Origin of the sequence: Legionella rowbothamii, assembly GCF_900639985.1 — a bacterium.
GTDB lineage: Bacteria > Pseudomonadota > Gammaproteobacteria > Legionellales > Legionellaceae > Legionella > Legionella rowbothamii.
In genome coordinates, this window is the sequence record NZ_CAAAIM010000002.1 from 26048 (window position 1) to 47613 (window position 21566).

A 21566-nucleotide genomic window follows, 5' to 3' on the forward strand; every position below is an offset into this window, starting at 1 on the left:
ACACCCAATAAGCGATAACAAAAAGGATAAACTATGACAAACTCACTAGCAACAGGAATAGGTACTCTCTATATCGTTGCCACTCCAATTGGAAACCGTGAGGACATTACCCTAAGGGCATTGCAAGTACTGAAATCCGTTGATTTTATTCTGGCAGAAGACACCCGCCATTCGCTGCAACTATTAGCCGCATTAGGGATAAAAAATAAAGTGCATTCGCTGCATGCTCATAATGAACATGAAAAAAGCCAACAACTTATTGAGCAGTTTCTAGCGGGAAAATCAGCAGCCTTAATTAGTGATGCCGGAACACCATTAATCAGTGACCCAGGTTATGTTTTAGTTAAATTAGCTCGTGAACATGATATTCCTGTCGTTCCCATTCCCGGCGCCTGTGCATTAATTACCGCGCTCTGTGCCGCAGGTGTTCCTTGTGATTCTTTTTTATTTTCTGGTTTCTTACCGGCAAAACATAGTGCGCGCAAAGCAAAACTTGAATCCCTAAGCAATGAAACCCACACCCTTATATTTTATGAATCGACTCATCGCATTCTTGAATGCCTTAATGATATAGCTGCGGTTTATGGCGAGGAATGTAACTTGGTCTTAGCCAAAGAATTAACTAAAACATTTGAGCGTTTTATTAGCGGGAGCGTGCTGGAAGTCAAAAATTGGTTAATGGCAGATGCGGGGCATACTAAAGGTGAATTTGTGCTCATAATCCCGCCACGCCCAGAACTTGCGGAGCAAGAAAATCATGAGGAGTTACTTACTATTTTATTAGCAGAACTACCATTAAAACAGGCAGTGGCTATTGCCTGTAAATTGACGAAGGCCAATAAAAATGAGCTTTATGATTTGGCATTACAAATAAAGAATTAAACCATATGTAATTTAATTAAATCAGATAACTCATGAATAGCAATGTCCTGCACCAAAGGATTTTCATTTAATTTGTTCCATAGTACATCGATCATTTTATCTGCATTGGCTAAATGACGTAAGGATAAAATTAAATCATCACATCCTTTAGGTGGCGCCTCTCGATAAAGGCACGCTTCATTTTGAGGGTTGAGCCGCTCATAAGGCCAGAATGGCTAAGCATTGAATCTAAGCCATTCATTGTTTTTTGTTGTGAATCACGGATCACAAATTGGGACTCAACAACAGAAACCTCAGAAGCAATCAAACCGAAATAAATAATTGAAAGCAAAATAGGAATAACCACAGAAAATAAGAAAAGCCGACTCATTGAATTGACATGATGCATCAATTTTTGCATGACTTCAGAAAGTCGTTATCCATAAATTGCCCCTTCTAAGAACGCTATTTTCGGCCCTAAGGAAACTAATTTTTAAGCAAATTTTCCACAAGAAAATCTTAATGATAAATTTTTATAATAATCCAAATTATCATGAAGTTATAGCGCTGTTTTTAATTAAGACTGGCGAAGTAACCCCGCATGTAGAGAATTTTATAAATTTAGTTTTTGGCTAGGGCTTTCTTCTTCAATATCCTTTCCAACCAAATCATGCAATTTATTATGCAACAGCTTCACATTAATAGAATAACTCTCTATTCGAGTACCATCTTTCAAAACCGTAGCATTCTTAGGTTCTTGACGGGTAAAATGCTCCCCATCCACCAACCATACTCCTGAGCGAGTTAAGCGATTATGACCATCTGCTTGAATAATTACGCCCTGGCTAATTGAGGGGGTCACAATTTGATTAGGATCCATTTCTGGACGGCTTTTAAAAAGAGGCAAGGCCATAGAACTTGAAGAAATAACTTGCACCGCGGGACCAAACTCATCCGTGGAAAACTCATCTGCAAATTGTTTTTTTAAATATTTACCTAAGACCCCCTCTTGAGCATCAATACATACACTACCTGCAATGGTTACTCCCTTAAATTGTTTGAAATAAGCCAAAGGCATCAGCTTCTTATCAACAGAACCCTGCCAGTACGTATTTCGCTCCGCCTCAGACGAGGTTAATTCATTTTCAGGAATATCCGCCGGCCCTTTGTTTAATTTATAACTGGCATAAACAATAACGCCATTTTTGATACCAAGCAGCATATTTGTTTTTTGAATCTTAGACTTATGGCCAATATTCTCCCCTTCAGCATCACTAACCAAACGCGGGGTGGTTGCGGTCATATTAACCATAATTAATAAAGATGGGTATTTTTTACTGACCTCACTATAACCGGCTAATAATGCTTGTTGTGCGCCATAGGGCATGAATAAATGTGTTTTGCCCTCAAAGGCACAATGACTATAAAATTCCGGCATCACACAAATTGCCATTTCATCAGGAAAAAACTTTTTACGGTTCTCCACGAGAAGCTGATTAGATATATCTAAATGTTGATCAAATAAAGCAACTTGCTGTTGAATTGATCTGGGCTCCATTTGGGCATAAGATCCTGTAGGCATAGATACTGTAGCAATATTTAATTGGCGTGGCTCTTGTAATATCGGTCTTTGCTGCAGAGGGCCGGTGGCTTTAACAAATTCAGTCAAATAGTCAATCATGGGATGCGAGTTAACTCTAGGAACCGAAAGCCTGATGAACTCAGGGGTAATTTCCATACTCATTCGCGCACGTATCTTTTCAGGTAGCACAAACAAGTACGCAGTCTTATCCACTTCAGTAAGAGGAATATAAGTTACTGCATCAACATTATAATCATCATCCACCCAGCCGAACCAATCCAGTTTGGTGACATCCCGTAAAAACCTTACGGCTCCAGTATGCGCGGTCTTTGGCATAATAAACTCGAACGGTCACTTTAGCTAAATTATAGACAACAAATTTATTTAATAAGCAAAAGTGGCGAGCAGGATACAAACATGTCCTATAATTTAGATATAGACCCTAGGCCTAAAATAACTAAGCGAACTTAATCATGGATACTGAACTAGTAAAAGAGAAGAAGGGACCTAAAGGGCATCGCGCGTTGGTCATCACGCTCACTATTTTATTGGGCTTATTGATCTATTGGTTTCTTGGTTTTCTAATGGATGATATCGGTGATCAAGCAGGCCCCTCCTTGCAAGAAGTGCAAAAAAAATATCAAGACCCTACTTTAGTTAAAAATAAAGAATCGTTTAATCAACAGCTCACAAAGCTAATAGCTAAGGTCGATGAACAAAAACAACAGCAAGATATATTACAAACAAGCATTAATAGTTATCGAGATACCATGAATCAGCTACTGGACTTACAAAAAGCCAGTATTCAAAAGGGAGTCACCTTTTCTCCCGAATCTGAAAAAAATTTACAGCAGGTAACCAGCTTGTATTTGAATTATCAAAACCAATTTCAAGATTTAAACAGTTCCATCACTAAAGATAATTTGGCTAGACAACAGCTGCAAAATCAACTCAATGACATAGACCACCAATTAGACAAGCAAAACCAAAAAGCAGATAAAGAATACAATGCCTTATGGGTTCGCCATAATTGGGCAATGGCTGGACTGCAATTGCTGGTTTTAATCCCTTTATTGCTTCTATCTGCCTACCTATTTCGCCGCTATAAGAAGAGCATGTATAAGCCCTTAATAATGGCCGCTGGAATTGCTATTTTCTATAAAATATACGAAGTTATGCATTATTATTTTCCTTCTTATATTTTTAAATACATCCTGGTTTTTGCCTTAATCTACATTACAGCCCAAACGTTAATTTCCAGGTTACGCATGGTAGTGACTCCTAAACCCGATTGGTTACAGAAACAATACCGAGAGGCATATCAAAAAGTTCAATGCCCCATATGCCAATTCCCCATAAAACCTGGGTTTACCAAATTTGTTGCCGTGGAAAAAGGAATGAACCCTCCCCTAACTAACTCTAATTTACATGGGATTAATCGTTATACCTGCCCAGGCTGTGGAGAGAGCTTATTTGAGCAATGCACGCATTGTTCGCATATTCGTTATGCATTATTGCCCTATTGTGACTTTTGTGGGGCTGAGAAAGATAATGGAGCAGTATGATTGTAGACACGCTCCTAGCTCCTTAGTAGATATTTGCCTATGGCACCAGCCCATCACAGGAATATAAACTTCCTCTATACCTTTATCATCACTATTTAAGTTCCTCAACCATGAACTAGTCAAAATGCTGTTAGAAAGAGGAGTCAATATTAATACAGTAACAGCCGATGGCGCCACTCCACTGTATCTAGCAGCTCAGAATGATCATGTTGAAATAGTCAAAATGCTGCTAGAAAAAGAAGCCGATGTTAATAAAGTAAGAGCCAATGGCGCCACCCCACTGTTTATAGCAGCTCAGAACGGACATGTTGAGGTAGTAAAAATAGTGCTCGCTGCAAAAGCTAATATGTCGATCCATTTCAAAACTACAGTAAGTAGCCTACGCGAATGGGCAAATAGCACGAATGTAACTGAGCCAATAGAACGGTTAATTATCCAAAAAAATGCAACCGACGAACTCTTCACCTCCCCATTAGAAATTGCTGAAATAATGGGACACCTCGACATCATTGTCTTATTAAAAAATTCGCCCCAATTACCCTGTAATTCTCATGGATCACGTTTTTTCTCGCAGAACGCTGTGTTGCCAACAGAACCAGATTCTATGACCCCGGAATGCGATAACTATTCAAAGCCCGTGCGCACGTCATGGGATATTCTCTGATGACTCGGACAAACGAGACACATAGGTGGTGGAGATAAATAACACTGAGTAGGAAAAAAAATCAATGCATGGCAAACTGAACAGGGTTCATTGATACATTGGGAAGGAACATATGACTAAAGCCAGGTTGAAACTTATTAAGCCTTATGCCGGTTTGAGCGCAATATCATAAGCTTATGATACTGAAGGGTAGCTCTTCGACAGTTCACTTTTTGAATTTCTAACATCAAGGAACAAATTGTGGTGCTTGGCAAGGGCCACATAACCCTTGCTTTGTCTTCAAAGCGCTGGATGCCACCAATTGCTAGGGCTGGAGCGCATGGGTGATGGCAAGGTCTTTTTTATTACTGAGTCGTTCTAAAACATTGCCAAACAACGTATGAGCAAGACTTCCTCCTTCTTTGAAGGTCAACGAGGTCGTTTTCGATTGACCACTGACATAGGCTTCATGAGAATAGGATAAGATATCTAAGCCAATTTCCTCTACAAGCATGGTTCGGCTTACAACTTGTGCCAAAGCCGACGGCCGGCCTTTTTTGTCTTCCAGGTTTTTTTGTAATGCCTTGGTTAACTCAGGATGGTTTATACCAAGGACTCGCGTTACATTCGAACCTTCAAGTGCTTCCGCTAAATCTTTTGCTTCTTTATCCTCTAAGTCTTTTTGCCTTTTTTTCTCTTCTTTGCCAATTTCATAGTCAAGATTATGTAACTGGATATTATTGCAATCGACATTAAGCGTGTGCACATGAGTGTCTTTTAGCTGGCGCGCTAAACGTTCCAGGTCATCAATGAAATTATGACCAACATCAAGCGTGTGAACCAGCGTACGTTGAAGCGCTTCTCCTAATTGTCGTGCTCCTCCCCTAGCCAGGTTAAAATGACGCAACTGCATGTCTTGAGGTTCATCGGCTAACCGTTTACCGATATTATTGCCCCTGAGACTCAGCGTGTGCACTTGGGTGTCTCGAAGTGTTAAAACCAAGACTATGGCCCCGTAATAATGAAGACTATTGCAACTGGCATCCAGCACGTTTATCTGGGTACGTTTAAGTGTAAGCCCTAAATCTTTTGCGCCTTGGGGGCCAATATTATTATTCGCGACATTCAGGGCATACACCTGGGTTCCTTGAAGGGCAATCCCTACGTCTTTTGCACCTGGGGGGCCAATATTATTGTAAGCAACATTCAGGTCGCGCACTTGCGTGCCGCGAAGTGTCTCCGCTAAATCTTTTACACCTTGGGCACCAAGATTATTGCCAGCAACATTAACCGTATGCACCTGCGTGCCTTGAAGTGAACGTCCTAAAATTTTTGCTTGTTGGGCGTTAATTCCCCAGAAAGACAAATCAACTGTGGTCAGCTGAGCATTTCTGAATAACTCGTTTAAAGATGACACGTTTTCGGTTTCAAGATAATCTCGAATTAAACCTCTTAATGAGGACATTTTTTGGGTTTCCAGGGAGTCTTGAGTTGGACTATTTAAAGGCGGGACTTCTTCGATCTTAAGATACTGTTGAATATGGCGGATCATGGTTTTAAGATATTGGTACGATAGACTGAGTACATTGAACATAAAAAATAGCTTTCCAAAATGTTAAAATGTGCAAAATATTACCATTTAATGATCATATTGTCTATAAATTAGAAATTGTTCGTTGTGTTCAAGTTCTTTCAAGGCGCGTAGGCGCACAGGCCGACGTTGTCGGCGACTTGTCGTGTTCCGTGCCACACTAAGCCACTGTATTTTAACCTGTTTTTTGTATGCACCTTACCCTGAAAAAGTTTCTTCTCAAAGATGAGAACTGGTATCGCTATCGTCAATTTTATTCGGAGCATGGAGGAATCAGGGAGAGTGTGGATTACAGCATCAATAAAGTCTTAAGTTGCCGTCATTACATGCGAGGCCATGCGCATTATCATTGCTCCAATCCATCCTGTACGCATGAAAAGCGAGTGCATTTTAGCTGCAAAGATCGTGGCTGTAGTGCGTGCGGCAAAATTGCTACCGATAACTGGTTACAAAAGAATAAAGAGCATCTACCCCCCTGCCCGTGGCAGCACATAACCTTTACCATGCCCAAAGCTTTAAGCGATTTATTTCTGGTGAACCGACATCTACTGAATCAACTCCCTGCACTTGTGGGAAAAATCCTTAATAACCTTGCCAAAGCGAAGGGACTTAAACTCGGTATCTTTATGGCCTTACATACCTTTGGTAGAACCCTCAACTGGCATGTGCACCTGCATGTATCAGTAACTCAGGGCGGATTAACAAAAGAGCAGCAATGGAAAAGTCTCTTTTTCAAAAAGAACACGCTGATGACCATGTGGCTCTATGCGCTCATTACCTTTTTAAGAAATCAGTATCAACAAGGCGCGCTAACAAGAGTCCCTGAGATGAGAAACCAAAGCATAAGCTCCATGCTGGCACAACAATACGTTAAATACTGGCAAGTCCATTGTGCAAAGCCTCATAAAAATCCTAAAAAAGACATCGAATACTTAGGGCGTTACATCAAACGACCCGCCATTGCTAATTCACGCCTCGTTCATTACAACCGCTCTTCTCTGCTCTTTAAATTTCTTAATCATCGCACAAAAAAAACTCAATACACTGAGTTACATCCTTTTGATTTCATTGCCCGATTTATTCAGCACCTGCCTGAAAAAGGCTTTCGCCTCATTCGATACTTTGGATTTCTTGCCAATCGCTTGCGCGCTCAATTATTGCCTGTTGTTTCGTCTCTATTTAACCATCAACCCAATCCCAAACAACGTTCCTGGGCTTTGCGAGTAAAACACCAATCCGGGAACAATCCGCTCGATTGCATCCTGTGTAAACACGCCATGCGATTGTCGTTCCTGCTATTTAAACTCTCCTCAAAACAGCTGATGAATTACACCTCTCAGATCGCATTGCAAAAACCCATTCGTATCAATTAACGAAATTACTTTGTCTTTTTTTCAAAAACTCGACAATTTACATCCCATTTTGGAGTAAATTTATTCTTGGCTCTATCCCTCTTCCCTGATTCACAACAAATAGTCATAAACTACAATAATATTGCTGTACAAATATCATTCTTTTATTCTTTGAATTTCCTATAACCTCGAGCCAACAAACCCAATGTAACCAACTCTAACCTTTTGACTTCTTACTCACGCCAAGTAATTTTCCCATGGGCATGCAACCTGATTGAAAATAAAAAAGAGATGCTGTATGTTGAAAATGGTTAATAAATTAGTAGCAAGTTTAGGATAATAGGGAATGAAACGAGAAGGGATACGTCAGGTTAGTGGACAGTGGGTTAGGTTTATTGGAGTTATCTTTACCAAGTTATGGTCTAAGCGAAAAACCTTAAAACAACGCAATAACCCCTATTTGTTACGGGCAATATTTTTTTTGGGTGTATTTGGACTAACAACCTCTTCCGTTTATGCAGCTAAACCCGTTTTCCTTATTAAACCGATAAGCAAAGCACCTGCCGTTTTGTATTTGGGACAAACTGCTACTGCAAATTATCTAGTAACGAATAATACGCCTTATGTTTTAAAAAATAGTGGCTTATCACAATTACCTGCCGGGATTAGCACAAGTGGCGGAAGTTGTCATGCGAGCTTTGATTTAGCTCCCGGTCAAAGTTGCAACATTCAATTAACAATCATTGCCGATAAGTTAAGTGGCGATATTCACGGTGGCCCCACAGTCTGTAATACCATAAACAATCCAGTTTATTGTGCTCGCCCTACGGAGCAAGATGGTTTAGAAATTAAAAAAATTAATACTCCGCCCCCGACTTCACCTCCCAGCATACCGCAAAATATAATGGCTAATGTCCATATTGCTGCTGATGGTTCCTTGTCGGCGCAAGTAAGGTGGGATCCCCCCAAAAATGATGGTGGTTTACCAATTGTTGGTTATTTAGTAACTGCTGACTCAAGCTTTTTTGCTGCTGCAGATAGCTGTTCCACGGATGCGACTCATCTCAATTGTACTATTAGTGGGCTTAATCCAGGTACTAAGTATATTTTTTCTGTTGCTGCAATCAATACGTCAGGTAAAGGCCAACCGGCTCCCTCCCCTTCAGTTATAACCCCAACGGTGCCTTTTGCACCAACGGCGGTAACCGCTGTGGCCAATGGAAATGGTACGGTTGACATAAATTGGACCACCCCGAGTGATGGTGGCTCTACCATTACCGGGTATATGGTAAGCTCCTCTCCTGATAATGTAACGTGTAGTACCTCTGGTGCAACACATTGTACTTATTCGACCCTGACCCCTGGTTCTAGCTATAGCTTTACCGTAAAAGCAATTAATGTTATTGGTGTAGGAGCTGCATCCGAGCCGACCAATATTGTTAATATACCAGCAGTTCCCGGTGCACCAACTTCGGTAATCGCCACTGTTAGCGGGAATGGAGCAGGTACTATTTCCGTAAGTGTTAATTGGGTAGCTCCCATACATGATGGGGGTACGGCAATCAGTGGTTATACTGTGACCCCATCGCCTTTACCATCTTCAGGAAACACAACCTGCAGTACAAACGGAGCCACCAGTTGTACTTTTACAAATTTAACTCAAGGCTCAACCTATAGTTTTGTAGTAGCTGCTGAAAATTCCGCAGGGGTCGGTATTCCTTCCAGTGTCTCCAACACTATTCGGGTACAAGATTCACAAACGATTACCTTTACTTCGAGTGCTCCTTCGAATGCAGTGGTAGCCGGTAGTTCATATCTGCCCAGTGCTACTGCCTCCTCTGGATTAATGGTAAGTTTTAGTGTTGATACCGCAAGTGCAGGTATTTGTTCTTTGAGTGGTGGTGCTCTTACCTATCAAGCTGTGGGCAATTGCATATTAAATGCCAATCAAACTGGGGATAATAATTACATTGCGGCGACTCAAGTACAGCAAACTATTAGCGTAGGTAAAGGCTCACAAACTATTAGTTATACCAGCACGGCCCCCAGTACCGCAGTAGTTGCGGGCGCCACCTATACCCCAACAGCAACGACTACTTCCGGGCTTACGGTGACACTAACTGTGGATGCTGCCAGTAGCTCAATATGCTCCATGAGTGCTGGGGTGGTATCCTTTATCGGTGCGGGAACTTGTACCCTAAATGCGAATCAGGCGGGTAATGCCAATTACAATGCAGCGCCTCAGGTGCAGCAAAGTTTTACCGTTGCAAAAAGTAGCCAAACCATTAGTTATACGAGTACAGCACCTTCTCTAGCACTAGTGGGTGGAACTACGTATACGCCAACGGCAACAGCAAGCTCTGGATTGGTAGTGACTATTACGGTGGATGCTACCAGCAGCAGTGTTTGCTCTATCAGTAGCGGTGTGGTTTCATTTAATGCCATAGGTATCTGTACTTTAAATGCAAATCAAGCAGGTAATGCTGATTATAATGCTGCTACTCAGGTGCAACAAAGCTTTTCAGTCATCACGACTCCTGGGGCGCCTACCGGAGCTACTGCAGTTGCTGGAAATGGTTTAGCTTTAGTTAGTTGGACTGCGCCTGCATCTACGGGAGGAGCCAGTATTTCTAGTTACCAGGTAACATCTTCACCAGGTGGATTCACTTGCAGTACTTCCGGCCTTGCTCGCTGTAAAGTCACAGGCCTTAGCAATGGAACCAGCTATACATTTACCGTGACGGCAACCAATAGTGCAGGTACAAGTCCTGCTTCTACAGACTCTAATGCAGTAATACCTTTTCCTGATCCCACAACCACACAGTTGTATTCTTCACTAAATCCAGTAGCTGTTAGCAATACAGTGACCTTAAGTGCCCAGGTAACATCGGTGAATGGCTTTTTATCCGTGGGAACGGTTAATTTTTTCAATGCTGGGGTTGCTATTAGTGGCTGTAGCAACATTTCTGTCGTCTCCGGCAGTGCGAGTTGCAACACTTCTTTTGCTAGTGCAGCTACGAATACTATAACTGCAACCTATAGTGGCTCGGCTGCCAATTCAGCAAGTACCTCTGCTGCATTTAGCCAATATAGTGTGCCCGCCATCAGTCAAGTCACTTTAAGCACCGCTCCTCGACAAGTAACAGCTATTCCGGGAGACTCTCAGGTTATAGTTCGCTGGTTACCTCCATTTAATACTGGAGGACAGGCCATTACGGGCTATTCTGTAACCTACGGTCCAACCACAGCCAGCCCCACTTCATCTTCTTATCAAACTGTGGGTTGCTCCACTGGCGGAAGCTTATCCTGTACTGTGACAGGTTTAACCAATGGAACCGCTTATACCTTCCGTGTACTTGCAGTTAATAGCAGCGGCAATGGGATTCCCTCTTATTCAAGTTCGGTAAAACCTGGAAGCGCAGTTATTGTTTCTCCCTCAACTTTGGCGTTGTCTGGATTAGGGAGTGGTATTTATCGTGCATTTACCTTAAAGAATACGACATTATTTCCGGTGACGATTACCCAAACGCCAACAACCAGTGATTTTTCCCCCGCACTGCCTACAGGTACTACCTTGTATACAACCACCTGTACTATCGACACGGTGCTTAATCCTGGTGATTCGTGTAGTGTGACCATTAAACCTGGTTCGATTGCTTCAGCGATGTCTTCACCAAATACTGCTTCTGCGTGTACTGCCAATGTTGCCGGGCGTACAGCACCGGCAGCCAATGTGATTCAATTGCAGACTGATACAGGTACGATTAGTGCCCAAGTCTTAGTATTAGGTTATGGATGCACCTATCAGTCCGGTTATGTCTTTTCCATTGATGATAGCGTGGCAAATATTTTGAGTGTGGCGGGTAAAGTGGCAGCCACCGCTGATCAAGGGTCAAATAAGATTTGGGCTTCTAATGGAGCAGGCTCAGCGGTTAGTCAGGTTAGCTTGGATTTGATTCCGGGTATCGATTATACGTCGACTGGAGCTGCTCCTTCTCCCACTGGTAGCGCTTTTGTCTCGTTTTTTTCTTCCTATTATACGAATATCAATCCCTTTGCGACCGCATCTTTTATTGCTTGTGAAGGAAAGATGGATGGGCAATGTAATTCTTATAATACCCTACTCTTTTATAATCAGTTTATTACCAACTATAACAATTCAGGCTCTCCTAAATTTACCGCTAGTGCTGGACCAACTAATACATCCTATTATGCTGCTGGCTTATGCTCGAATACGATTAGTAGTTATAATGATTGGTATTTACCAGCGATTTGTGAAATGGGATATGATCAATACAATAGTGGTACTGGTTGTGGTTCCTCAGGAACACCTTTTATGCAAAATATACAATCTAATCTGATCAAGTATAATGGTCTTAATCTCTTGAATGCGTTCTCAGCAAGTTATTATAGTTCTTCAGAATTTGCGACGGTTAGTTCAAATAATCCGCGTACGCAAGCTTGTGGGCAACAATTTGACCCCGACGATACTTATGTAGCGCAAAGCCCTTTTACTAAAAACAATCAAGCTTTAATTCGCTGTGTGCGCTTATTCACGCACTAGTTATGATCACTATGGAGTAAACGCTTGATGGTTGAGTTTGGTTAGTGAAAGACCTATGGGGAATCATCATAGGTCTAGATCTCAACGAGATTCTACAGGAAGGATTCCAGACTCTTTTTTTCTTTATTAATCAGGCTTAATTGTATAAATAGTTTCTATTAATCATTATAATGACAAGTTTGTAAAAGATACTTTACCGATTTTGATAAAGGAATTTTTTATTTAAGTTTATGTTAAGCGTATTTTCATTCCTGTTTAATTGATGAATGGTAGGTGTTGAATATGGAAGTTAAATCTCATGTATTAGGCATGTTGATGTTAGTGGCTTATGCCCCAGGCTTCGCAGGGACTATGGCTACTCAAACCAAAAACTTAGCCTATCGTCCTTATGCAGTATTTACTGCTGCAGCTAATTTTACGAACACGGGACGTGCACAGACGCTCACGTTGCTTCCACCATTCAATAATTATTATACCAAGCATTCTTCTTATGCCAGCAGTGCTGACTTTGGTTTGGGCGGAGGAATTGAAGGACGCACGCTCTCATTTTTATCATGGCAGGCAGGGATCTCAGGATATTGGAATACTCCCCTTACTCGTCAAGGGGATGTATGGCAATTTGGTTTACCCGAGTTCAATAATTTCCATTATCACTATAAGATTCAATCCTCACGTGCTATGGTTACAGCTAAGCTATTAACTACATATCGTGAACGTATTCATCCTTATATTTCTGGAGAGTTAGGCGCAGCGTTTAACCGCTCCCGTTCTTATTATGAAACTCCTTTGATTGAGGAGGCTGTGGCTATGGCTCCCTTTAGCAGCCATACCCAAAGTTCTTTTTCTTGGGGAGCTGGTGCCGGAATAGATATGGATGTGTGGACGCATTTACGTTTAGGGCTAGGTTATCAGTTTGCCGATTTAGGGCAAGCAAAATTAGGCCTCAGTCCAGCAGAAGAGACTACACAAACATTGAATAATTCTACTTTATATACACATCAAGCTCGTTTCCAATTAACGGCTTTACTTTAAGTCCGTGTTAAACTACACGACTTTGCTGGAAGATACCCGTATTACGACTAATACGGGCTACATTAACCTACTATCTACGAGCTAAATGATGATTCCGCAACAACACTAGCTTTAGGCGCGGTATTTTCCTTCTTAGATTTTGTAGCAGTACTTGCGAACATACCGTTCATACTCAACCTAGTTTCTAAGTGATCCACTTGTTTACGCACCCGACCTTTTTCATGAGGAACTTCAGACAACTTAGCTCCTTGTAATGTCGCCTGTGCTTCAGCAAGTTTTGCTTTTAAGTCTTTAACTTGCGCTTTTAATGCCTTAATTTGCGCACTTTTTGAGGGTTTAGCTTCAACTTCTATAACCTCATCCACAGATGTTCCTACAACTTGAGCTGCCAGTTTAATATTCTTAGCTTCTTCCCTCTGTTTCAATACGTCTTTTAATTCAACACAAAGTATTCCATTAATAGAGCGTAATTTTCGTGGTGAGCCTTCAGCAGGAATAAAACTTGCTAACATATCATCAGGTAGGCCTGTACTACTTAAATTAATGCGGATTAATTCTTTTGCTTGAGAAACGGATAAAAGCAACTCTTCTACCTTCGCTTTTTCTGCGGTAATCGTTTTATTTGCTCTGGGACCTTTTTGAGATTTTGCACTAAGAATAGAAAACATAGAGTTAGTACTTACATCTAAAGCTTTCAAGTGTTTGCTAGTTAATAAATCTTCTACTCCAACGTGAGTCAATTGATTATTGGCTATTTCTAAATGGGTTATATTAGGAAATAACGCAATTAAAGAGGGTACATTAACATCTTTAAGCTGGCAAAAATTAAGTTTCACCCTTTTGATTTGCTCTAATCCATTTAATTCAGTATCTTTTTCATACAATTTAAGTGCAGGATTATAACTAAGATTAACTTTACGTAGCATTGTCATTGTTTCTAATGATTGAAAAACATGAGGAGATAGATTACAGCCCTCAATATTCAATGTGCGCAAAGCTGGGCATTGCAACCGTCCTACACCATAATCACCAATTTGATTATTACGTCCTAAATCTAAAACTTCTAATAAGTTCATTCCTTTTAAGTAGTCGATTCCTATAGAACTTAATTTATTCCCATGTAAATGCAGCTCTTTTAGAGTTTTTAAGTTAGAACCCTCCCTCATTAAAAATTGTAAAGCGTTATCATTAATTTTACATCTATTTAAAGAAAGAATTTCCAACTTCTTCGCATAAGTTGAAAATCGAAGTAAAGCTGCTTTTACATTAAGATCAGGGTTATCATCTAAATAAAGGGCTTTTAGATTTTTGTTAAAAGCAGGTCTTTGTCCTAATAAATTACTTCTTAATGAAAGACTTATAACATACTCTAATTCAACTAAGTGGCGCGAAGTGTAATCATCGGTGATGGCGCAGTTGTCTAAACGTAGGGTTTTTATGTTGGGAAGTTTGTTTAAAGCCTTAACTAAAGCGACTATATCTTCATCTCTAAGATTTGAACCACTTAAATCCAATTCTGAAATATTCGCGCAACCTTCATTCGTCTCATCACTGAGTGCTGCTAATAATTTTTTTACGTTACCATTTTGTGTCAGACTAAGCTGCACCGTTTCCAAAGATGAATTATTTTGTTTTATCTGTTTTAGAAAAGTTTTCAGTTTCATAATAACCTCATGTAATTAAAATGATCCGTGCAACTACAGGGTTGGGCTCGCCTCATATGCTGGAACGGGGTTATTATAAAGGGCAACAATAGGCCAAACAAGTTTGTTTTTGATCAATTGAATTTTGTAAGTTAATCCATAGACATAGACATAGACATAGACATAGACATAGACATAGACTGGATGGTGGCGCAGCTCAATGCAGGGAACAAGGCTTTGCTTACGCTTAGCTCCCCGGATTGCGGCTGCGCCTTCAACTAGACTACAGGTTCGCTTAAATCCTTATTTACATGCTAAAGGATAGTTCTTGTATTTCTTCATTACGTGCATGTTGGTCTTGGGCATGCAACAGTTCATATCCTAAATAAGCTACGGTGAATGCCACGGCAGCAGGCCAATAAAGGGCGAAAGTAGCGATTAAAACTGAGGGTATTATTACGTTTTTCGCCATGGTAAAGATAAAATCACTACGCGCTGCGTCAAATTCTTTTTGAGCAAGTTCTAAACCTGTATTGTAAAGCTCTGCATAAGGTAAACGTAAACTTTTTTCCTGATATTTCCCGTAATTACCTGTAGATAAATACATCGCAATAGCGACCGTACATGCAAAATAACTGGCAATAATGATACCCGGAGGACTAAAAATTAAAGTAGAAGAAAACCCTAACATCAGCAAAGATGCGGCAGAAGCGGCAAAATATAGTTTTCCTTCTTTAGTCTTCCAGTCCACTTCTAATTCTTGGAGTTGTTTCGTTAATATATTAGCATGCTGCAGGCGTTCATCGCTGGTTAAATCAGCTATATAACTCCAGCCCATTTCTAATTCTTGGAGTTCTTTCTTTAATGTATTGGCACGCTGCAGGCGTTCATTGCTGGTTAAATCAGCTATATAACTCGAGCCTACTTCTAATTCTTGGAGTTCTTTCTTTAATGTATTGGCACGCTGCAGGCGTTCATTGCTGGTTAAATCTCTTTTATAAGCAAGTGAATTATAATTTTGGTAGTATTCTAGTTCCAGCGAATATTGTGCCTTTTTAACTAGATATTCCTGTTTAAATAAATAAGATTGATATAACGTCATACATACATCAAAACCTAAAAATACCGCAGTAATTGCCCCAGCAACAGGACCTGGGATATTAGTAATATGATTAAAATTAGTTAAAAAGTTCACTCCTGCCCACGTTAAGTCGTTACCAAACGCCCAATGAAGCTTATATAGCTCATATTTTAAACGTTGCCCCATGGTTGATTCTTTATATTCATCATCCGTAGGAAAAAAGACATGGCGCACTAAAGTTCCAGCATCAATCATAAAACGGGTTAAAAAGAAACCCACACTTAAATAATTAAGAATGCCATTTGGAGCTTGGAATATAGAAATTATTTTATCTATATCAGTATGCGTTCCCAGAATAGCATCTAATTGTTCAATGAATTGTAATTCTTTGGCAAATCTTAAGCCATTTACTAAAGTTAGCCGAGTAAAGGTCCAATACAAACGACAAACATTAGCATAACCAACATAATCGCGCAGCAGTGACGTATGATAGGGTGCATTTGTTAAATTACGTAAGCTGCCAGTAAAATTATTCACTAGTGATTCAGCGAAAGCGGTCTTAGACTTAGTATCCTCTCTTTCTTCATTTAATATGCGTTTCCTTATTTGGACCCTTAAATTACTATACTCATTTTCCTTAGCTTTATTTGAATAGGCTTTATAAAAGGATTCCAATAAGGAGGCACAATAATAACAATACATCCAAAACTCTTTATTATCTTGGCCTTTCTGTTTTAGTAATACAGCAAATAGTTGGGTAAACTCCGCCTCTAAATCGATTTGGTTTTCTAATAACTCCCAGTAATGGTGATTTCTTGCTGTATCATCCACCATTTCCAGCTCTTCTACCCTATTTTCTTCTTCCTCTATCTCTGTGCGTATGACTTTAGAGTCACGAAGCAAGCTAAAAAAATTGTTTTTATCCCTAATAAAAGCTGCATTTGTGTACCCCATAATCACAACCTCACAAAAAAAAGACAGAAAGATTTACTACGTTATCATTAGGGTTTTATTTTGACAAGCGTTTTTTGTGTTTTTTTTACACATAATGTAATAATAAATAATTGGTTGTTTATTTGCCAAATAAGAGGTAAGTAGAAGGATTTTTGTCATAGGGATTTACTAACTAATTGAATAGGTTAAATTTTATATTGATGCTGTAGGTTTTAATGCGATACTCCGACCTTATAGATACCCTCGGCAACAAGGGTGAATTCGCCGCGGTTGCAAGCAGAAGCAAAATCCGGTAGCAATTATGAAGAAAGCAAGTCAACATAGCCAATCAGATTCAAAAACTACTTTCCAATACAGAAACTAGAAAAAATACGCCCTAACAAATCATCCGAAGAAAATTCGCCTGTAATCTCACACAAGACTTGATGCGCCAATCGTAAATCCTCAGCTAATAACTCACCAGCTCGATGTTCTGATAATTGCTGTTGGCCAGTGACTAATAAATTTTTAGCTTCATCCAAAGCCTGTAAATGCCGTCTTCGAGCTAAAAACTTACCTTCTGTCGGTTGATACCCAACCACATCTTTAATCACTTGCTTTAAACCATCAATACCTGAAGCCGATTTTGCAGAAAGATAAACGTTGTGTTCTTGTACTTGTGGTGGATGATTTACGGTATCAATTTTATTAAAAACGGTAATAATGGACACTTCCTTAGGTAAAGTCGCTTTAATTTCTTTGGTCAAAATATGATGATGCTCAGGATCATTGATATCAACGACCAAAAGTACACAGTCAGCTTGTTTTAACTCCTGCCAGGCACGTTTGATTCCTTCTTTTTCGACCACATCATCGGATTCACGCAGACCTGCGGTATCAATGATATGAATGGGGATATCATCCAATAAAATATGCTCACGCATGACATCACGGGTTGTACCCGCAATCTCAGTCACAATGGCTATATCCCGCCCCGCTAAGCAATTAATTAAGGTTGATTTACCTGCATTTGGTCTGCCAGCAATAACCATAGATAAACCTTCACGTAGCATGACTCCTTGGCTGGCCTGAACTCGGATGCTATTAAGCTCATCTAAAATGCTTTGCAGCAAACCGGAAACCTTTCCGTCATTGAGAAAATCAATTTCCTCTTCGGGGAAATCAATTGCAGCCTCAACATATAAACGTAGATAAATAAGCTGCTCATTTAGTTGATGTATTTTGGTGGAAAATTCGCCTTGTAAAGATTTCAGGGCCATACGCGCAGCGGTTTGTGAGCTGGCTTGGATTAAATCAGCGATTGCTTCTGCTTGCGTTAAATCAATTTTGTCATTGAGAAAAGCGCGCTCAGAAAACTCCCCAGGGCGAGCAAGTCGGGCACCGGCGTTAATGCTTGCTTTAGTCAGCATGTCTAGGACCACTGGTGAACCATGCGCCTGAATCTCCACCACATCTTCACCCGTAAATGAATGCGGGGCTTTAAAATAAAGCATCAAGCCTTGATCAACCAAGCTGTTATCAGCATAAAACGAACTGAAGGTAGCTAATCGTGGGAGTAATTCTTTGCTGCCATTGATGGTCATGGCAATGGAATAGGCTTTAGGGCCTGATAAGCGGATGATGCCTACCCCACCTCGACCAGGTGGGGTAGCTATGGCTACTATGGTATCAGGATTCATTTATTTTACAGTAGCCACGACTTTCTTTTTAGCGGGTACGTCATCGGAATATTTCCGCGTAATGTACCATTGTTGCAGAATTGACAAGGTGTTGTTGACAATCCAGTACAATACCAAACCTGATGGGAAGTTCCAGAATAAGCCAGTAAAAAGTATAGGTAAAAACATCATTACTTTAGCTTGCATTGGATCGGGTGGCGCTGGATTCAATTTCTGCTGAATCAGCATGGTCGCACCCATGATCAATGGCAACACATGGAAGGGATCAGCTGCAGCCAAGTCTTTTATCCAAAATATAAATGGAGCTTGTCTTAACTCAACACTTTCTAATAAAACCCAATACAAGGCAATAAAGACTGGAATTTGAATAAGAATTGGTAGGCAACCACCTAATGGATTTACTTTTTCTTGCTTGTAAAGTTCCATAGTCGCTTGACTGATTTTGGCCTTATCATCACCATAACGCTCACGTAGTGCTTGCAGTTTAGGTTGTAGCTTTCGCATACCCGCCATGGATTTATAGCTGGTCGCAGAGAGTCGATAAAACGCTAATTTAATCAGTACCGTAACTAAAACAATAGACCAACCCCAGTTACCCACAACATTGTAGATAGCCTTCATTAACGAAAATAACAGACTAGAAACAAACCACAGGATGCCGTAATCCACAGTCATATCGAGCGATGGAGCAATGTTTTTAAGTACACTGGTGATTTCTGGGCCAACATATAATTGCGCAGATATTGTTTTTTGCTCTTGAGGTTTTAAAACAATCGGTTGGCTCACTGCGCCAATCGTATAGTCATTATTCACCGCACGAGTATAAAACTTGTTTTCACTATCTGCTTGTGGAATCCAGGCAGTTAAAAAGTAATGTTGTTGCATGGCAACCCAACCACCTTTACTGTCTACATCCAGATTAGCTTTGCTCATATCGCCAAAACTAACTTTTTGAAAACGATGTTTACCAGGCTCAGAATAGGAAGCTCCCGTATAAGAACCTACCTGAAACATACTAGGTTTGTCTTCTTTAGGGGAACTACGTACTAGTTGAGTGTTCATGTACCCTTTCCACTCACTGGTACCCTGATTGACAATTTTATAATTTACATCAATAAGATAGCTGCCTTTGGTAAATATTAATTCTTTATTCACCGTTAGGCCATCTTCGTTTTTTCCATTTAAAGTAACTACTAACTGCTTTTGGTCAGGAGCTAACTCATAGTGAGTTTGTTCCGTGGTAAAGCCCAAGTTAAGTGCTTTAACACCTTGAGCGGAAGGAACTAAAAGACCGCTGTTAGCAACATAACGCTCATTCCCTTCATTTTGCAACAATGAAAATGGCTTGTTTTTTTCATCTACATTTAAAGGATAATCCAGTAATTGACCAGAAACGACATCACCGTGCTGTAAGTCAATCGCCACATTTAATACATCGGTTTTAACATCAACCAGAGTTGCTGGTTGAGTGTTTGGTTGCTCAGGTGAAGGAGCTAATGACGTAGATTCTACCGTATTGCCTGTAGAACTAACTTGCGGTAATAAAGGCTCAGCGGTATTTTTTTGCGTAACAGCGGTGCTTTCTACTGTTTGCGGGGGGTAATCTGTTTGCCAGGCATTCCAGAGCGATAAACTAACTAGCCCAAGCGCCATATATGAAATAATACGTCGTATATCCATCAAAGCTTCTCATCGTTAGGGAGTACGGGATCATAACCACCTTGTGCCCAAGGGTGGCAACGTAATACTCTTTTTAAAGCCATCCACAAACCTTTGGTTATGCCACATTGCTTGATAGCACGTTCCGCATATTGCGAACAACTAGGATAATAGCGACAAGAGGGTTTTAGCAAGGGACTAATCAAATACTGATACAATTTAATTGGTAAACAAATTATCTGCCGAAGCATGAGGTTAATTTTTCCCATGATTTGCCCAATCTGGTGTTGATGTTTGAGTTTGCTTGCTTTGCGACACCTTGTCTGGCTAAAAAAATCATATCAACGGCAGGTAAATCCCTTTGCCGAAAGCTTTCTCTTATTAACCGTTTAATACGATTTCGGTCATGAGCCTTTGCTATCATTTTCTTCGATAACGCCAGCCCAAGCCGGGCATAACCTAAATTATTTTCTCTAAAGAGAATAATAAATTCGGATGTGACAATTTTTTTTGCTTGTTCAAACACACGATCATAATCATTCTTGATTAATAATCGTTGTGTTTTTTTGAAAGCAAACACTTAGGCTGACAAACGCTTACGGCCTTTAGCACGACGACGTTTAATTACTAATCTGCCTGCATGAGTTGCCATACGCTCACGAAAACCATGATCGCGTTTACGCTTTAAGTTACTTGGTTGAAAGGTGCGTTTCATGATGAACCTGTTAATAAAATTATGAGGCTGGCAATGATAGAGAACTTTTTTTCTACTGTCAATTTAGATGATTGATTATTTTTTGCTTATTGAGCATAAAACCCTAGAATTTTATATTTTATCCACCGCTGTTATTAATTAAATAATTTTTCTTTTTAAAATACTTATGTTTGTTATATAGAACAGATTTATCTGTTGATAACATTTATATATTTAGTTAATTCAATGAGTTATAGCGTGTTTAATCTTGTTTATAAATCCTATCGAAGCTTGTGATCTATTTGTTGTTTCTTTTGAAATTTTATTTATCCACGATCTTATGCGCATCTTATTCGCGTTATTTGATCTTAGTTATTCATAGCTTAATTGATTCATTTTGCATTATAAAATAGCAAATAGATTGGATTTTGGCGAAGAATAGATCTTTATCTGTGTTAAAAACCAACATAATTAAGATTATTTTGTTCCATACAATTGTAAAGGGGGCGATTTATTCTTGATGAATAATTAAATCAAGAAAAATAGTTAGTGGATTAAGCTTAAATTTAGTTTTATTTGCTAGTTATGATTTTTTAGGGAAAGTAAATATTGATTATGCAGAATTGCATTAAGCTGGATTCCTAGAATATTAATTAGAATTGAGCA

Annotated in this window: 16 protein-coding genes; 6 read left to right on the plus strand and 10 right to left on the minus strand. The window is 39.9% G+C overall.

Annotated features, from left to right (window positions below):
• Positions 1-33: 33 nt before the first annotated feature.
• On the plus strand, positions 34-882 hold the full coding sequence (gene rsmI / locus E1P08_RS05480; RefSeq protein WP_133136028.1) for a 16S rRNA (cytidine(1402)-2'-O)-methyltransferase: 849 nt from the start codon (positions 34-36) through the stop codon (positions 880-882).
• Positions 883-1012: 130 nt separating this feature from the next.
• Here rsmI and E1P08_RS05485 read toward each other — a convergent pair whose 3' ends face one another.
• Together E1P08_RS05485 and E1P08_RS05490 are read right to left on the minus strand one after the other, a co-directional pair.
• Positions 1013-1282, minus strand: a complete 270-nt coding sequence (locus E1P08_RS05485; RefSeq protein ID WP_133136029.1) for a hypothetical protein — start codon at positions 1280-1282, stop codon at positions 1013-1015.
• A 192-nt stretch (positions 1283-1474) separates the two neighbouring features.
• Positions 1475-2779 (minus strand): hypothetical protein, encoded by a 1305-nt coding sequence (locus E1P08_RS05490; RefSeq protein ID WP_133136030.1) that lies wholly within the window; start codon positions 2777-2779, stop codon positions 1475-1477.
• A 137-nt stretch (positions 2780-2916) separates the two neighbouring features.
• On the opposite strand from E1P08_RS05490, the gene E1P08_RS05495 reads away from it, so the two are divergent.
• Positions 2917-4008: a hypothetical protein gene (locus E1P08_RS05495; RefSeq protein ID WP_133136031.1), complete on the plus strand. Its 1092-nt coding sequence runs from the start codon at positions 2917-2919 to the stop codon at positions 4006-4008.
• A gap of 76 nt (positions 4009-4084) precedes the next feature.
• Positions 4085-4672, plus strand: coding sequence for an ankyrin repeat domain-containing protein (locus E1P08_RS05500; RefSeq protein ID WP_278042444.1), 588 nt, complete (start codon positions 4085-4087; stop codon positions 4670-4672).
• 304 nt (positions 4673-4976) lie between these two features.
• On the opposite strand, the gene E1P08_RS05505 is transcribed toward E1P08_RS05500, so the two are convergent.
• The gene (locus tag E1P08_RS05505) at positions 4977-6245 is read right to left on the minus strand and encodes a leucine-rich repeat domain-containing protein (protein WP_133136033.1); all 1269 of its coding nucleotides are present in this window, start codon (positions 6243-6245) and stop codon (positions 4977-4979) included.
• Between the two features lie 188 nt (positions 6246-6433).
• Here E1P08_RS05505 and E1P08_RS05510 point away from each other — a divergent pair, with 188 nt between their 5' ends.
• The 3 genes from E1P08_RS05510 to E1P08_RS05520 all read left to right on the plus strand — a co-directional run bounded on the left by E1P08_RS05510 (position 6434) and on the right by E1P08_RS05520 (position 13190).
• A complete protein-coding gene (locus E1P08_RS05510) occupies positions 6434-7615 on the plus strand; it encodes an IS91 family transposase (protein ID WP_133136034.1) in 1182 nt (393 codons plus the stop codon).
• Positions 7616-7940: 325 nt separating this feature from the next.
• Positions 7941-12158, plus strand: a complete 4218-nt coding sequence (locus E1P08_RS05515) for a fibronectin type III domain-containing protein (RefSeq protein WP_133136035.1) — start codon at positions 7941-7943, stop codon at positions 12156-12158.
• A gap of 282 nt (positions 12159-12440) precedes the next feature.
• Positions 12441-13190 carry an outer membrane protein gene (locus E1P08_RS05520; RefSeq protein ID WP_133136036.1) on the plus strand — a complete coding sequence of 250 codons (750 nt, stop codon included), beginning with the start codon at positions 12441-12443 and terminating at the stop codon, positions 13188-13190.
• A 74-nt stretch (positions 13191-13264) separates the two neighbouring features.
• Here the strand turns inward: E1P08_RS05520 and E1P08_RS05525 are convergent, their stop codons facing one another.
• The 7 genes from E1P08_RS05525 to rpmH all read right to left on the minus strand — a co-directional run bounded on the left by E1P08_RS05525 (position 13265) and on the right by rpmH (position 20921).
• A complete protein-coding gene (locus tag E1P08_RS05525; RefSeq protein ID WP_133136037.1) occupies positions 13265-14854 on the minus strand; it encodes a leucine-rich repeat domain-containing protein in 1590 nt (529 codons plus the stop codon).
• A gap of 286 nt (positions 14855-15140) precedes the next feature.
• Positions 15141-16868: a hypothetical protein gene (locus E1P08_RS05530; protein ID WP_133136038.1), complete on the minus strand. Its 1728-nt coding sequence runs from the start codon at positions 16866-16868 to the stop codon at positions 15141-15143.
• A gap of 341 nt (positions 16869-17209) precedes the next feature.
• Positions 17210-18547, minus strand: a complete 1338-nt coding sequence (gene mnmE / locus E1P08_RS05535) for a tRNA uridine-5-carboxymethylaminomethyl(34) synthesis GTPase MnmE (protein WP_133136039.1) — start codon at positions 18545-18547, stop codon at positions 17210-17212.
• Positions 18548-20227 (minus strand): membrane protein insertase YidC, encoded by a 1680-nt coding sequence (gene yidC / locus E1P08_RS05540; protein ID WP_133136040.1) that lies wholly within the window; start codon positions 20225-20227, stop codon positions 18548-18550.
• A complete protein-coding gene (gene yidD, locus E1P08_RS05545) occupies positions 20227-20475 on the minus strand; it encodes a membrane protein insertion efficiency factor YidD (RefSeq protein ID WP_133136041.1) in 249 nt (82 codons plus the stop codon). Before yidD ends, yidC begins: the two co-directional genes overlap by 1 nt.
• Positions 20442-20786 (minus strand): ribonuclease P protein component, encoded by a 345-nt coding sequence (gene rnpA / locus E1P08_RS05550; RefSeq protein WP_133136042.1) that lies wholly within the window; start codon positions 20784-20786, stop codon positions 20442-20444. The genes yidD and rnpA overlap by 34 nt, the downstream gene beginning before the upstream one ends.
• Positions 20787-20921, minus strand: coding sequence for a 50S ribosomal protein L34 (gene rpmH, locus E1P08_RS05555; RefSeq protein WP_133136043.1), 135 nt, complete (start codon positions 20919-20921; stop codon positions 20787-20789).
• Between the last annotated feature and the right edge of the window lie 645 nt (positions 20922-21566).